Here is a 14,822-nt window from a genome sequence, read left to right as displayed (position 1 = left end):
CCCAACAAACTCGAGCGTCCAGATCATGTCAACCGTTACCCTTGAATCGCCCTACACCACCCTTCCCGCCCTGATTGCCATTCATGGCAAGGATCGCGCAGAGCATCCCGCGCTGATCGAAGGCGAACAACGGATGACTTATCGGCAGCTGGACGCGGAAGCAAACCGCGTTGCGGCAGCATTGCAGCGCGACGGTGTAGAGCCCGGCGATGCTATCGCCATCTGCGGCAGCAACTCGATCAATTATGCGGTGCTGTTCGTCGGCGCCCTGCGCGCCGGCGTCACCGTCGCCCCGCTGGCGCCTTCATCCACCCCGGAAAGCCTGCTGGGCATGCTCGCCGACTCCGCCGCGAAACTGTATTTTGCCGATGCCAGCGTCCAGAGCGCCATGGCCGGCGTCCGGGATCGCCTCAGCATGCCGCTGATCAGCATGGACAACAGCGGCAGTGAAACGCACTACAGCGACTGGCTGGCAGAAACGGGGGCGGTACCGACCGCGGTAGAGATCACACCGGAGATGACTTTCAACGTCATCTACTCCTCCGGCACCACCGGCGAGCCGAAGGGCATCGTGCAATCCCATGGCATGCGCTGGTCGCACATCCAGCGCGGCTTGCCGTTCGGCTATGGTCCGGACTGCCGCACCCTGATCTCCACCCCGCTGTACTCCAACACTACCCTGGTCTCCTTCCTGCCGAGCATCGGTCTGGGCGGCACCGTTGTACTGATGGCCAAGTTTGACGCCGAGCGCTACCTGAAACTGGCCGAACAGCACCGCATCACCCACACCATGCTGGTACCGGTTCAATATCAGCGCATCATGGCCCGCCCTGACTTCGACAGCTATGACCTGGACAGCTACGTCATGAAGTTCAGCACCAGCGCCCCCTTCCATGCCGAGCTCAAGGCCGACATTCTCAAGCGCTGGCCGGGCGGCCTGATCGAGTTCTACGGCATGACCGAAGGTGGTGGCTCCTGCATGCTGGCGGCCCACACCTACCCTGACAAGCTTGCCACCGTGGGTATGCCACTCGACGGCCACGACATGCGGGTTATCGATGAAGACGGCGTTGAGCTGCCGCGCGGCGAGATCGGCGAGGTAGTCGGTCACTCGCCGGCGATGATGGCCGGCTACCTGAACAAGCCGGAGAAAACCGCAGAAGCCGAGTGGTACGACAGCACCGGCAAGCGCTTCATCCGCACCGGCGATGTTGGCCGCTTCGACGAAGAAGGTTTTCTGACCCTGATGGATCGCCGCAAGGACATGATCATCAGTGGCGGCTTCAACATCTACCCAAGCGACCTGGAAGCCGAGCTGCGCAAACATCCCGACCTGCAAGACGTCACCGTGGTCGGCGTCGCCTCAACCAGTTGGGGTGAAACCCCGGTGGCCTACGTCGTGCCCTTTGCCGGCCGTGACGTCGATGCCGAACAAGTGCAAGCCTGGTTCAATGAGCGCGTCGGCAAGACCCAGCGCCTGAACCGCGTCATCATCACCGACGAGCTGCCACGCAGCGCTATCGGCAAGGTACTCAAGCGCGAACTGCGCGACCAGTTCCTGGCCGAGAACGGCGTTCTGGCCTGATCCTTCCTGCTCTCCCGCAGGCGGGTCAGGACACAGAAACTTTGTCCTGACCCGCCTTCGCGGGTATCCTCAACGCCTCATCACACGCAAAACGTGGATGTTGTGACTTTCTTGGCAGGCGCTGAGTCTGAGCTTACGCGAGCAAAAAACGCTCAGCAGCCAACCGAAAGCGCAGTGCAGGCAGCGTACACCGTGCATTGATTTGACTCAGGTCATGCCAATGGCACAGCGAACGCCTTCAAGCTCATTTATCATGAGTGACCGCGCGCACTTTCGGATGCTTGCTGACACAGAACAAGCCGAATCAATAGTGCCCCGAAGACGGGGACGAGCAGGAGCCTCTATGACACGACAGAATGCGTACACCCGGGAAGAGCTGCTCAAATGCAGCCGTGGCGAGATGTTTGGCCCCGGAAACGCACAACTTCCAGCCCCCAACATGCTGATGATCGACCGTATTACCCACATCAGCGAGACCGGCGGTAAATACGGCAAGGGTGAAATCGTTGCCGAGCTGGATATCATCCCTGACCTGTGGTTTTTCGCCTGCCACTTCGAAGGTGACCCGGTCATGCCCGGTTGCCTCGGTCTCGATGCCATGTGGCAGCTGGTTGGCTTCCACCTTGGCTGGCTGGGCTTCCAGGGTCGCGGTCGCGCACTGGGCTCCGGTGAGGTGAAATTCTTCGGTCAGGTCCTGCCTACCGCCAAGAAAGTGACCTACACCATCCACATCAAGCGCACCATGAACCGTGCCCTGACCCTCGGCATCGCCGATGGCAGCGTTGCCGTCGATGGTCGCGAGATCTACAGCGCAGAAGGTCTGCGTGTGGGTCTGTTCACTTCTACCGATAGTTTCTGAGGATCATCACTATGCGTCGCGTCGTGATTACCGGCATGGGCATCGTTTCCTGCCTGGGCCAGGACCTGGACTCCGTTTCTGCCAGTCTGAAAGAGGGCAAATCCGGCATCCGTTTCAATCCCTCGTACGCCGAGATGGGTCTGCGCAGCCACGTTTCCGGCTCCGTGGACATCGACCTTGATGCCGCCATCGACCGCAAGGTCAAGCGCTTCATGGGTGATGCTGCCGCCTACGCCTACCTGTCCATGCAGCAGGCCATCGCCGATGCAGGCCTGGCTGACGATCAGGTGAGCAACGTGCGCACCGGTCTGGTTGCCGGCAGCGGTGGCGCCTCCACTCTGAACCAGATGGAAGCCATCGACATTCTGCGCGAGAAAGGCGTCAAGAAGATCGGGCCCTACCGCGTGCCGCGCACAATGGGCAGCACCGTTTCTGCCTGTCTGGCGACGCCGTTCAAGATCAAGGGCGTCAACTACTCCATCTCCTCTGCCTGCGCCACCAGCGCGCACTGTATCGGCCACGCAGCTGAACTGATCCAGCTGGGCAAGCAGGACATCGTCTTCGCTGGCGGTGGTGAAGAGGAACACTGGTCTCAGACCATGCTGTTCGACGCCATGGGCGCCCTCTCCACTCAGAACAACGAAACGCCCGAAAAGGCGTCCCGCGCCTACGATGCCAACCGTGACGGCTTCGTCATCGCTGGTGGCGGCGGCATGGTCGTTGTTGAGGAGCTGGAACACGCTCTGGCCCGCGGTGCCAAGATCTACGCTGAAGTGGTTGGCTACGGTGCTACCTCTGACGGTTACGACATGGTCGCACCGAGCGGCGAAGGCGCAGTGCGCTGCATGCAGCAGGCGCTGGCGACCGTCGAAGGCACTATCGATTACCTGAACACCCACGGCACCTCTACTCCAGTCGGCGACGTTGCCGAACTGAAGGCGATCCGTGAGGTATTTGGCGATAAGGCACCCAAGATCAGCTCCACCAAGAGCCTGTCGGGTCACTCGCTGGGGGCTGCCGGCGTACAGGAAGCGATCTATTGCATGCTGATGCTGCGAGACAACTTCCTGACCGCCTCGGCCAACATCGAGGAACTGGACGAAAACGCCGGCGATCTGCCGATTCTGCGTGAGCGTCTGGATCAAGCCGTTGATCTGATCATGTCCAACAGCTTTGGTTTCGGTGGTACCAACGCCACCCTGATTCTCAAGCGCTGGAACGACGCGTGATCCTGATCCGCTGAAAAAGAGCCGCAGCTTTCGCTGCGGTTTTTTTTGCCCACCGATCAGGCATCCTGCCCCACCTTCTGCACCACAACCACGCACGCTGCGCAGCCAGGAGCGGCACAATACCCCATTGCGCGCATTATCCAGGCACTGGCTTGGTTTTTGCTTGCCCCTTGCATGATGGCAGAGTGATACAAACCGCCGACAAGGAGTACGTATGGGGATCTTCAATATCGCCCGCTACAACCGCGAGTCAGGCAGCAGCACAGATGCACTGTTCAAGGATATGAATCTCGCTGCCGAGCTGCCGCAGCAGTACGGCCCGCTAGCACACCTCAATACATTTGCCCGGGAACTCCAGAAACGCATCACCCTGAGTCTGCATGCCGCGGTGGGTATTGCTGCACACGCCCCCGAGTTGGCGCGCATCGCCGCGGACAGCCGTGCCCACGGCGAGCAGCTGGCCCAGTCTTCAGAGGAGATTGCCAGCGCCACCGAACAGGTCAGTACCACCCTGGACTCTGAGCTGGTTCCCGGAGCAACTGCGGTTTCACAACTGTCCAGCGAAGTCAGCACACAATTGCGACAGTGCGAGCAGGACAGCAGTAATGTTCTCAGCCAGGTCGATACCATTAATGGCTGCGAGAGCGAGCTGACCGCCCAGATCGGTGAAATCGGCAAACAACTGGAAGAAATCACCCAGGTCATCGGCATGATTGCCAACATCTCCCAGCAAACCAACCTGCTGGCACTCAATGCCGCCATTGAAGCGGCCCGGGCTGGTGAACAGGGACGCGGCTTTGCCGTGGTCGCCGATGAGGTCCGAACACTTGCTGGCAAGACCACCGCTGCGACCGACAAGGTGGCCGAGATCATCGATAACTTCCGCTCCGGCATGCAAAGCCTTAACAATGCCAGCGCCCAGATGCAGGCAGCGGTCGCCAACGGCCGCGAACGCATCATCAGCATGGATCGCAGCCTGAGCGAAGCGACCTCAGCCATGGGGCAGCTGGATCAGCGTATCGCCAGCATTGCCAGCGGTGCAGAGCAAATCGGCGCTGCGGTGCGTTCGGTGAGCCAGGATGTGCAGAGTGTTGCCGGGGTGGCCAGCGCGATGATGCAAAAAGCCTCCTCGGTACTGGAGCACAGTGAAGCAGTGCGCAGTGAGGGCGACCGGCTACTGGAAGGTCTCGGCGGCTTCCAGCTTGGAGTTCATCAGGTGATCCGCCAACGCGTCACCGAAATGGCCGCCAGCGCAGAGCTGGCCCGTGGCGGTGCCAGCGCAGAGCAAGCCATGCGGCGCTGGATTGATCAGGACGGTCGATTTGAGCTGATGTATCTGGTTGGCGCAGATGGTGTGCAGGTCAGCGAGAACATTCTGAGTGCCGACCTGCAAGACGGCAGCCGCAGCAGTGCACGGGGTAAAAACTGGTCAAACCGCCCGTGGTTTTCAAACGTACGCGACACGCTTTCGCCGTTTATCAGCGACGTTTACCGCTCCGCCGCTACCGATGGCTTCTGCTTTACCCTGTCGGCACCGGTGCTGGATGAACGCGGACAGCTGCGATACGTTCTGGGGGCCGATATCCGGCTCTCAGCACTGCTCTCCGAAGGCGGCTCCCAGCGTGGTGCCGCCACAATCAGCGCAAGCACCCGGCCAGCCTGGGCCTGACTCGGAAAACTCAGGCAGGGCCCTGCTGTGATTGCTCGGCGAGACGTTGCGATGTCCGCCGAGCCATCAGCGCCATGAATACTGTCAGCACCCCACACACGGCCATAACACCGGCCATCGGCACTGCGCTGTCGTCGTGCAGCACCCCGACCAGCGCCGAGGTAATACCGGCGATGATGAACTGCATGGTGCCCATCAGCGCCGAGGCTACACCGGCCTGATGGCCGTGTCCCGCCAACGCGCAGGCAGACGCATTCGGCAGCAACAGGGCGATAACACCAACACTGGCGTACAGGGGTGGCATGAACAGCCACAGGCTATCCACATCAAGCCAGGCAACCAGCAGCAGCGTCCAGGTTGCCAGCATGTAGACAGCGGCGATGCGCCTGATCAGTTGCAGCTGGGTCCAGCGGCGTAACATGCGGCTATTGAGCTGTGCCGACAGAATAAAGCAGGTCGCTACACTGCCAAACAACCAGGCGAAGCTGTCTGCCGGAACCTGAAACAGCTCCATGAACACATAAGGCGAACCGGCGATGTAGGCAAACATGCCCGCCATCGCGACCCCGCCGGTCAGCGCATGAAACATGAACAGAGGTTCGCGCAGCAGCTCCAGGTAGCGTCCAAGCGACGTTCTCAGCGGCGGTGGCGTCAGATGCTGCGGCAGGGTTTCCGGCAGGAAGAAATACACCGCCAGGGCAAAGATGGCGGAAAACGCGGCCAGGAACAGGAAGATGCTCGACCAGCCGGCGAAAATCAGCAAGGTGCTGCCCAGCATCGGCGCCAGAATCGGCGCCACCCCCATGATCAGCATCAACTGGGAAAACGCCTTGGCTGCATCAATTGGCGCACACAGATCGCGCACCACTGCCCGGTTGACCACCATGCCCGCACAGCCACCCAACGCCTGAGCGAAACGCGCGGCAAGCAGCCATTCCAGAGTCGGGGCGAACGCACACGCCAGCGAGGCGAGGCAAAACAGGCCGATACCGAACAGCAGCGGCCCCCGGCGCCCATACAGGTCAGCTAGCGGACCATAAACCAGTTGCCCACTGGCCAGCCCGAGGAAATAGACCGACAGGCTCAACTGAACCTGCTCGGGGTCTGCCGCCAATGCGGCGCCAATGGCCGGAAAGGCAGGCAGATACATGTCGATGGCAAGCGGGCCAAAGGCACTCAGGCCACCCAGAATGAGCAGGATGTAAAACGGCATGAAACGGATATCCGTGGTAGCAATCGCCGTGCAACAGCGCACTGGTGCCATTGCAGAGACAGTCAGGGTCAGTCAGCAGACCGACATGATGCCAGAATATGCCGCCTACTGCCCTGCCGTGTCGCTGTCACAGACTGCCTGGTGGTACCGAAACGATCGGCGCTCGCCTGCTCAGTCTTCGTGCAAGCGTGCGTTCAGCTCATCAACCAAAGGTGCCCACTCGGCGTCTTCGCGCATCTGCTGGCTGAGAAAGGCCGACTGTGAGGGTGTCCAGAACGGCGCATCAACCAGGCGGGTATCGTGCGCCAGTGAATGACTGGCAAAAAAGGCATCGATGCTCTCTGCATCCGACGCCAAACCGAGCTGCTCAAACAAGGTGCCGAGGTCTTTCTGGTGCAGTTCCATAATGATTCTCCCTGCTGGGGTTGAACTCAGTTCCTGTTTACACAGAGTAGCCCGTTTTGCTCAAGTTCCTTGCCCTGATGCCGGATCGTAACGATCAGCAGCAGCCTGCAGCCAGGCCTCCAGGTCCCTGCGACGCACCTTTTGCCGTTTCGCATCATTCAGACAGGCCAGCATGTAGTCGCGTCGGGCCGGGTCCTCGCCTGCCATCGACAGGGCCAGATCGCGATCGGTCCAGCGGCGAATGCGCACAAACAGCCACCAGTGAAAATACAGACCACTCAGGGTCGCGATCGCAATAATCAGATAATCCATGACTCCCGCCCTTGTATGCTTCTCAGCGCAAGCATGGCAGAGTCACTCAGCTGCGGGTACCGCTGCGGCACTGGGTCGCAGCCGGTAGAACATCACCAGATTGCCGAACAGGATCAGCACCAGACCGATCACCGCCATGCCGGACCACTGGTAGCCCTCAAACACGGTTGACAGGCCCAGCGCAATCAGGGGAAACAGCACCGTTGCGTAGGCAGCCGCTCCGGCACCAATACGCCCAACCAGCGCAAAGTAGGCGGCAAAGCCGATAATCGAGCCGACGATCGCCAGATACAGCAGCGAGCCAATGTAGGTCGGACTCCAATCGACTGTGAAAGCGTCACCGCGCAACAGCGCCAGCAGCAGCATCGCCGACGCGCCGTACCCCATCGCATAGGCATTGGTGGAGAGGATATCCAGCCCCCGGCGTTGATGACGCACGCTGATCATGTTGCCGAGTGAAAAGCCATAGGTGCCCAGCAGGCTCAGGCCGATGCCGGTCAACACCAGCGCGCTGAGATGGGCCGAACGCAGGTCGTGCCAAAACAGACAGACAATGCCGACCAGCCCCAGCAGGTTGGCCCAGAGCAAACGCCGCCCCGGGCGCAGACCGAAAAACAGCGCGCTGTTGGCAGCATTGAACAGGGTCGCCAGCGAAAACAGCACCGACTCCAGACCGCTGTTGATATAGGCATTGGCCGAATAGAAACAGTAAAAGTTCAGCCCGAACACGCACACACCCTGCAGCATGCAGAACAGATGATCACGCCCGCCGATGCGCCGCAGCCTGCCCAGGAGCGACAGCACCACCAGCATCAGCGCAGCCGCCAGCGCAAAGCGATAGAACACCGACACCAACGGCGCAACCGTGCCGGTCTGCATGAAGATGGCGATCCAGGTGGTACCCCAGATCAGGACAGTAGCGGCATACAGCAATACATTCATGATGCAGTCTCTGGTAATGGCGGCCCAGTATCGGCCCTGCGCGCTGCGCCGGCTTGCGCGGTCTTGCTGGCGACTTGCACAATCCTGCGCTTATTTGCCGGCCGGCGCGCTGCCCGCTTGGCGCAGCGCACCGGCCCGCATACCATGGACAGCAGGTCACGGCGCACGGAGCAACCATGTCAGACGAACGCTTTCAGGTATTCGACAGCCTGCAGCGGCACAACACCCGGCTGCGGGACAGCACGCGGCTGGGCAATGGCGTCGGGCTGGCCTCCTGGTACAACGAGCAGGACCTGATCGACCTGGAAAACGCCGATCACCACACCCTCAGCCTGTATATCGCCGATGGCTACCAGTCCTACTTCAAAAGCACCGACGGCTGGCACAACGGCGGCGGACCAGATCGGCTGTGCCTGATGCCCCGGCAGTACGCATCCACCTGGAATATCCGCGGACCGCTGTCGTTCGTTCACCTGTATTTCACCGACGCTCACCTGCGCCAGCTGGCAGAACAGACCTGGGATCGCAGCCCGCTGGAGCTGAGCGTCAACGAGCAGCTGTTTGCAGACGACCCGCAGATCGCCCTGCTCTACCGCCATTTTCTGCTGACCAGCAACTGGCACGACCGCAGCGACAGTCTGACCCTCAGCAGCGCCAGCAATCTGCTGCTCAATCACGTGCTCAAACACTACACCCAGGTCAGCTGGCAGGCCCCCGCCATCAAGGGCGGGCTTGCGCCGGCGCAGGTCCGGCATATACGCGACTACATCGACAGCCATCTGGATCAGCCACTGCAACTGGCCGACCTGGCCACCCAGTGCCAGCTCAGCGAATACCACTTCGCGCGGATGTTCAAACAGAGTATTGGCCTGCCACCGCACCGCTACGTGCAGCAGCAGCGTCTGGCAAAGGCGCAACAGTTGCTGCGTTACAGCAGCGCCAGCCTGCTGCAGGTCGCACTGCGCTGCGGCTTCAGTTCAGCAGCCCACTTCAGCAATCGCTTCCGTCAGCAGACCGGTATCAGCCCGTCGCAGTACCGCAGCCAGTGGCAACAAGGCCACTAGGCACAGGAGGCATCAGGTTGCGCGGCGCACCAATGTCAGCATCCCTGCGGCCGCAGCAAACAACCCGGCAAAGGTGCGATTGAGCAGCCGCTGCTGGCGTGGTGAGCGCAACAGGCGCAGCACCCTCGCCGCCAGCCCCGTGTAACCCGCCATGACGATCAGGTCGACGGTAATCATGGTCAGCCCCATGATCAGATACTGACTAAGCAGCGGCCGGGAGACATCCAGAAATTGCGGCAGCACGGCCAGCATGAAGACCACCGCCTTGGGATTGCTGACATTGATCAGCAAGCCCCTGAACACCAGCGCCAACGGTTGCCCCAGCGCACGCGGAGCCTGCGTCTCGTCCACCTGCATGGTCGGCGCTCGCCACTGGCGCCAGGCCAGATACAGCAGATACAACACCCCGAACCACTTGATCAGCGTGAATGCCAGCGCAGATGCAGCCAGCACCGCACCGACGCCCGCCGCCACCACCGCAATCTGCACCACCAGCCCCAACTGCAAACCGAGCGCAGTCAAGTAACCACGGGCAAAACCGTAATTCAGACCGCTGGACATTGAGGCAATGGCACCAGCGCCCGGTGACAGGCTGATGATCCAGCAGGCAACAAAGAACGCCAGCCAGGTTTCGATCGACATCGAACGGCTCCAGAGAAATTCAGGTAAGCGGCAATGCTAGCAAAACCACCGGAGGCCGGCGCGATACAGCTGGCAGCAAAATCAGCCCTGAGCTGTACTGCGGCCCACCACCGCCAGAGGAACCACCCGCGCCTCGCGCTGGGCCAGATAACGGGTGCAGCTCACCCGCAGGAAAGACGCAAAATTCACCACCTCACCGCGCAGCTCCATCACCTCGTCATACAGCTTGGTGATCAGCTGATTGGTGGTCATGTCGTCCACCTCGGCGATCTCCTGCAGAATGTCCCAGAACTGGTTCTCCAGTCGCAAGGTGGTAACCACACCGCGAATACGCAGCGAACGCGAGCGCGACTCGTACAGAATCGGGTCCGCCTTTACATAGAGTTCACACATGCAGCTCTCCTCTGCAGGGGCTGACCGCAGCCAGCCCCAGGCAGCAATCAGAGTTCGATTCGGGCGCCCAGCAACTTCACGAACGCGGCCAGCCAGCGCGGATGCGACGGCCAGGCCGGCGCAGTCACCAGATTGCCCTGAACATGGGCCTGATCGGCAGCGATATCGATATAGGTACCGCCCGCCAGACGCACGTCCGGCCCGCATGCAGGATACGCACTGCACTCACGCCCTTCCAGCACACCGGCAGCCGCCAGCAGCTGTGCACCATGGCAGACCGCAGCAATCGGCTTGTTGGCCGCATTGAACGCCTGCACCAACGCAATCACATCGGCGTTAAGGCGCAGGTACTCCGGCGCCCGACCGCCCGGAATCACCAGCCCCACATAGTCATCGGCCTTAACGGCAGCAAAATCATGGGTCAGGGCAAACAGGTGACCCGGCTTCTCGGTGTAGGTCTGATCACCCTCAAAGTCGTGAATCGCGGTCTTGACCGTCTGGCCAGCGGTCTTGTCCGGACACACCGCATGCACCTCATAGCCCAGCATGCTCAGCGCCTGAAACGGCACCATGGTTTCGTAGTCTTCGGTAAAGTCGCCGGCCAGCAGCAGAATCTTCTTGGTGGACATCACTGTTCCTCCTTGGGGTTCTAGGGATTTTCCGTCCAAATGCGACATTCAGACTGCTAAGTGATTGATTTATTGTGACTGGCTATGTGAAGCGCCAAAAAAGTAATACCCCTCTGGAGGCCGCGGACGGCGTGGCCTCCAGAGCACTTTGTCGTTTTTGGACGGAAAATCCCTAGAACCCCAAGAAGGAAGGATGCTTCCACCCGGTCGGCGGCATGGACGCCCTGGCGGCCGCGCCGGCGCTGGTGATCTCGGAGGGCTACGCCACGGCGGCCCAGGTGGCCGAGGCCGTGGGCCACGCCACGGTCGCCGCCTTCGACAGCGGCAACCTTGAGGCCGTGGCGAAGGCGCTGCACGCCAAGTTCCCGGACAAGCCGGTCATCATCGCCGGCGACGACGACCGGCACCTGGTCATGACCCACGGCAACAACCCCGGCCGGGAGAAGGCCGAGGCGGCCGCCCAGGCCGTGGGCGGCAAGGCGATCTTCCCGATCTTCGCGCCGGCCGAGAACACCTACCCGCGCGACTTGCCCGCCATCACGCCCGACAGCTTCAAGACCCACCTGCGCGCCGAGCAGCGCCTTGCCGACGCCGCCGCCGGCAAGGTCGAGCTGGCCGGCGACGAGGCGGCCAAGCTCAAGGCGTCGATGTTGAGCGGCGCGCAGATCGCGGCGCTGTCCACGATGAAGCAGCACACCGACTTCAACGACTTGGCGCACAAGAGCGAGCTGGGCATCGAGGGCGTGAAGCGGCAGATCGGCGCGGCCATCAGCCAGGTGCAGCGCGACGAGCAGCAGCACCAGGAGCAGAAGCACGTCGAGAAAAAGCAACAGCAGATCGAGCAGCGCCCACGGCGGGCCGCTCGCATCGGATAAGTCGAAAAATCCGGCTAAAGTGGCCGAGCTGCACATCAGGCCGCGCGGTTTTCCTCCCTGATCGCCGGCGCGGTTTCTTCCTCCCTGAACCGCATGCAGACTTGCCGCCTCGGACACCCCGAGGCGGTTTTTTTTCGCCTCGCTCGGGGTCTCCTCGTTTTCAGTGCAATAAGTGACGGTACGCAAAGCTAGCACTGGCGCGGGGGTGGTCTGGGTAGACCGTTGATTTCATTGACTTTCCTGTTCGCTTTGTAAACGGGTATGGTGGCCTCCCACTTTTGAGGTTCACGATGCAGGGTTGGCACACAACGTTTTTGGGGATGCGTGGGCTACCGACGAGCTGCTGATGGTCTATGCCGGCATCATGGCCCACGGCACCAGTCTGACTGCGGTCGAATGCGCGCGCATGATTCCGCAATTGTCTGCCACCAGCATTCGCCAGGCCATGCGCTGGGCGCGGGACGAACGGCGTCTGAGCCAGGCCTGCCAGGCTGTGCTGGAATTCATGCAGCGACACCCGATTGCCGCCACCTGGGGGCGGTCCGATTTGGCATCTTCTGACATGATGAGCATGGAGACCACCAAACGGGTGCCCGTTTGCTTGGTTTTGATCTTTGCCCGCGGTTGAAGGAACTCAAACAGCGCCACCTCTTTGTGCCACGCGGCACCAAAGTGCCCGCAGAAATCGCTGCGGTGTGCGAAGCCAATGTCGACGTCGCTTTGATCGAAAAGCATTGGGATAGTCTGGTGCACCTGGCAGCCTCGGTCATGAGCGGACATGCCAGTGCGGTGGCAGCTCTTGCGCGGTTCGGTTCTGCCGCCCAGGGCGATCCAATCTATGAGGCTGGCGTGCAATTGGGGCGGTTGCTGCGTACGGCGTTTTTGGCTGACTACTTTGTCAAGGACGCTTTCAGGAACGAGTTGCGCCGGGTGCTCAATCGGGGCGAGGCTGTTAACGCCCTCAAGCGCGCCATTTATACCGGCCGGATCAGCCCGGCGCAGGCCAAACGTGTCGATGAAATGCAGGCTGTGGCCGATGCGTTGAGCCTGATGGCCAACACCCGCATCCGACGCTGGGCGAGAGCATCGGCATGGCGGCGGAAGTGGCGCATGGCAGCTGCACGGATGTGCCGCCTGCGCGCAAGTAAGTCCGCAGCCAAGCTACCCTGACAAGGCCCGAACTGGCGACGGTTCGGGCCTTGTGCTTTGCGTACCCAAACAATCGCCGCAGAATACTGTGCATTTGTACAGTATTCATGTCAGCCACTTCCAAGCCCAAGCTCTACAACCCACGCCACCCCGAACGCACGCTGCTCTACCAAATGGTAGCCGAGCACTACGAGACCTGGCTAGAGTTGGCCAGCGCGGGTCAGTTCGACGGCCAGGGCGACCACCACACCCCCAAGCCCTTCGTGCGCAAAGCGTTTGCCAAGTATCTTGAGTGCGGCATCTTTGCCCATGGCTTTGCCCGCGCTCGCTGCGGCGACTGTGGGCACGACTACTTTGTAGCCTTCTCCTGCAAAGGCCGGGGAGTCTGCCCCTCGTGCACCACCCGGCGCATGGTGGAGACAGCAGCGCACCTGAACGATCACGTATTCCCCCGCCTGCCGGTGCGCCAGTGGGTGCTGTCGGTTCCCAAGCGGCTTCGTTACTTCATGCAGCGCGACGGAGCGGTGCTGAGCATGGTGCTGCGCATCTTTCTGCGGGTGATCGCACAAACTCTGCAGACCCACAGCCCCGGTGCGGCCCATATGGACAAGGCAGGCCTGCACATCGGTGCCATCGCCTTCATTCACCGATTCGGCTCCAGCCTCAATGAACACGTCCACTTCCACGTTTGTGTGGTGGACGGGGTGTTTGAGGAAGTGGAGGGCGAGGGCGATGCTGATGCGACCCCTCGAATCTCATCGCCGGGTGTCATCTTTCACGCGGCCACCGGCATCGATGCGGCTACCGTGGCCCCAGTGCAGACCACACTGCAAAAACGCATCCTGCGCGCCTTCGTTGCTCGGGGCCTGCTGGAGAACTGTGACGCCAAAGACATGCTGGGCTACAAACACAGCGGCTTCTCGGTGGACGCCGGTGTCTGCATCGAAGCCCACGACCGCGCTGCGCTGGAGCGGCTGCTGCGCTATTGCGCGCGTCCACCGTTTTCCATGGAGCGCCTACGCAAAGAGGGAAGCAAACTGGTGTACCGCTGTGCCAAACAGCGCAGCGAGCCCACCAGTGACAAGCGTGGTGCCAAGGCAGATGAGCTGCACCTCACACCGCTGGAACTGATCGACCGCATCGCCGCGCTGGTGCCACCGCCACGCACCCACCGGCACCGCTATTTTGGCGTGTTGGCACCCAACTCGCCGCTCAGGGCTGCGGTGACGGCGCTGGCGACACCGGCGCAAGCCGCTCCCGTGCTGGGCGCGTCGATCAGCACGGGGGAGTGCGCGCCTGGTGTGGTACCGATGAGCAGCGCGCTGCCATCCCAGAGCGAGCCGGTGCTGCCCAAGCGTGCAGCGCACTACCTGTGGGCGGTGCTGATCGCCCGCATCTACGAGGTGTTCCCCCTCTTGTGTCCGCTGTGTGGCGGGCATATGCGCATCATCGCGTTCATTACGCACAGCGCTGACATCCGGCACATCCTGGACCACATCGGGGCAGATTCAGAGCCACCCCGCATCTCCCCGGCGCGCGGGCCACCGCTGTGGGATGACTGTAGTGATGCGCAGATGGATGACGGGGCGCAAACCGAGCCAGCAGACTGGGACCTAGCGGCGCAACCGGCACCGGACTTTGAGGTCGATCAGCGCATCAGTTGGTGAATGAACAAAGCGGCGATTTTGACTTGCCGCGAACTGGCTCTGCGCCCGGTACACGCCGAGCGCCGCAAATCACTCTCCTGAACGCCAAACCCTGGTGGTGAACCTGACACCTGGGCGGGAAAATCGAGTGTCTCAGCCGGCTTGATGGCGCTTCCGCGGTGCGATACTTGGCCTCATGCGGTTAAAACG

General features: G+C 61.5%; 14 protein-coding genes and 1 pseudogene. 8 read left to right on the top strand and 7 right to left on the bottom strand.

What is annotated here, in order from left to right; all coding sequences use genetic code 11:
* Positions 1-25: 25 nt before the first annotated feature.
* The 4 genes from ACZ5WQ_RS03540 to ACZ5WQ_RS03525 all read left to right on the top strand — a co-directional run bounded on the left by ACZ5WQ_RS03540 (position 26) and on the right by ACZ5WQ_RS03525 (position 5,342).
* Positions 26-1,585 carry a class I adenylate-forming enzyme family protein gene (locus tag ACZ5WQ_RS03540; RefSeq protein ID WP_464383142.1) on the top strand — a complete coding sequence of 520 codons (1,560 nt, stop codon included), beginning with the start codon at positions 26-28 and terminating at the stop codon, positions 1,583-1,585.
* 343 nt (positions 1,586-1,928) lie between these two features.
* Positions 1,929-2,444: a 3-hydroxyacyl-[acyl-carrier-protein] dehydratase FabA gene (gene fabA / locus ACZ5WQ_RS03535; RefSeq protein ID WP_338213719.1), complete on the top strand. Its 516-nt coding sequence runs from the start codon at positions 1,929-1,931 to the stop codon at positions 2,442-2,444.
* An 11-nt stretch (positions 2,445-2,455) separates the two neighbouring features.
* Positions 2,456-3,673, top strand: coding sequence for a beta-ketoacyl-ACP synthase I (gene fabB, locus ACZ5WQ_RS03530; protein WP_464383141.1), 1,218 nt, complete (start codon positions 2,456-2,458; stop codon positions 3,671-3,673).
* 214 nt (positions 3,674-3,887) lie between these two features.
* Positions 3,888-5,342 (top strand): methyl-accepting chemotaxis protein, encoded by a 1,455-nt coding sequence (locus ACZ5WQ_RS03525; RefSeq protein WP_338213720.1) that lies wholly within the window; start codon positions 3,888-3,890, stop codon positions 5,340-5,342.
* A gap of 10 nt (positions 5,343-5,352) precedes the next feature.
* Here the strand turns inward: ACZ5WQ_RS03525 and ACZ5WQ_RS03520 are convergent, their stop codons facing one another.
* The 4 genes from ACZ5WQ_RS03520 to ACZ5WQ_RS03505 all read right to left on the bottom strand — a co-directional run bounded on the left by ACZ5WQ_RS03520 (position 5,353) and on the right by ACZ5WQ_RS03505 (position 8,214).
* On the bottom strand, positions 5,353-6,555 hold the full coding sequence (locus ACZ5WQ_RS03520) for a multidrug effflux MFS transporter (protein WP_338213721.1): 1,203 nt from the start codon (positions 6,553-6,555) through the stop codon (positions 5,353-5,355).
* A 171-nt stretch (positions 6,556-6,726) separates the two neighbouring features.
* A complete protein-coding gene (locus tag ACZ5WQ_RS03515) occupies positions 6,727-6,960 on the bottom strand; it encodes a DUF2789 domain-containing protein (RefSeq protein WP_088275423.1) in 234 nt (77 codons plus the stop codon).
* Positions 6,961-7,020: 60 nt separating this feature from the next.
* Positions 7,021-7,272: a hypothetical protein gene (locus ACZ5WQ_RS03510; protein WP_088275283.1), complete on the bottom strand. Its 252-nt coding sequence runs from the start codon at positions 7,270-7,272 to the stop codon at positions 7,021-7,023.
* Positions 7,273-7,314: 42 nt separating this feature from the next.
* A complete protein-coding gene (locus tag ACZ5WQ_RS03505; RefSeq protein ID WP_338213722.1) occupies positions 7,315-8,214 on the bottom strand; it encodes a DMT family transporter in 900 nt (299 codons plus the stop codon).
* A 176-nt stretch (positions 8,215-8,390) separates the two neighbouring features.
* Between ACZ5WQ_RS03505 and ACZ5WQ_RS03500 the strand changes: the two genes are divergently transcribed.
* Positions 8,391-9,278: a helix-turn-helix domain-containing protein gene (locus ACZ5WQ_RS03500; protein ID WP_228246246.1), complete on the top strand. Its 888-nt coding sequence runs from the start codon at positions 8,391-8,393 to the stop codon at positions 9,276-9,278.
* Positions 9,279-9,290: 12 nt separating this feature from the next.
* Here the strand turns inward: ACZ5WQ_RS03500 and ACZ5WQ_RS03495 are convergent, their stop codons facing one another.
* The 3 genes from ACZ5WQ_RS03495 to ACZ5WQ_RS03485 form a co-directional block, all read right to left on the bottom strand.
* A complete protein-coding gene (locus ACZ5WQ_RS03495; protein WP_464383140.1) occupies positions 9,291-9,920 on the bottom strand; it encodes a LysE family transporter in 630 nt (209 codons plus the stop codon).
* A gap of 81 nt (positions 9,921-10,001) precedes the next feature.
* On the bottom strand, positions 10,002-10,313 hold the full coding sequence (locus ACZ5WQ_RS03490) for a ribbon-helix-helix domain-containing protein (protein ID WP_088275291.1): 312 nt from the start codon (positions 10,311-10,313) through the stop codon (positions 10,002-10,004).
* A 47-nt stretch (positions 10,314-10,360) separates the two neighbouring features.
* Positions 10,361-10,942 carry a DJ-1/PfpI family protein gene (locus ACZ5WQ_RS03485; RefSeq protein ID WP_338213723.1) on the bottom strand — a complete coding sequence of 194 codons (582 nt, stop codon included), beginning with the start codon at positions 10,940-10,942 and terminating at the stop codon, positions 10,361-10,363.
* A 215-nt stretch (positions 10,943-11,157) separates the two neighbouring features.
* Here ACZ5WQ_RS03485 and ACZ5WQ_RS03480 point away from each other — a divergent pair, with 215 nt between their 5' ends.
* From ACZ5WQ_RS03480 to ACZ5WQ_RS03470, 3 genes and pseudogenes are all read left to right on the top strand, one after another.
* Positions 11,158-11,817, top strand: a complete 660-nt coding sequence (locus ACZ5WQ_RS03480) for a toprim domain-containing protein (RefSeq protein ID WP_057390464.1) — start codon at positions 11,158-11,160, stop codon at positions 11,815-11,817.
* 328 nt (positions 11,818-12,145) lie between these two features.
* Positions 12,146-12,876: pseudogene (locus ACZ5WQ_RS03475) on the top strand (Tn3 family transposase); the annotation flags it as partial.
* 197 nt (positions 12,877-13,073) lie between these two features.
* A complete protein-coding gene (locus ACZ5WQ_RS03470; protein WP_464383139.1) occupies positions 13,074-14,633 on the top strand; it encodes a transposase in 1,560 nt (519 codons plus the stop codon).
* The last annotated feature ends 189 nt before the right edge of the window (positions 14,634-14,822 follow it).

The organism is Halopseudomonas sp. T1L2, from assembly GCF_055397385.1.
The sequence above is the reverse complement of the archived record's forward strand: the minus strand, read 5'-3'. Positions and strand labels throughout refer to the sequence as shown.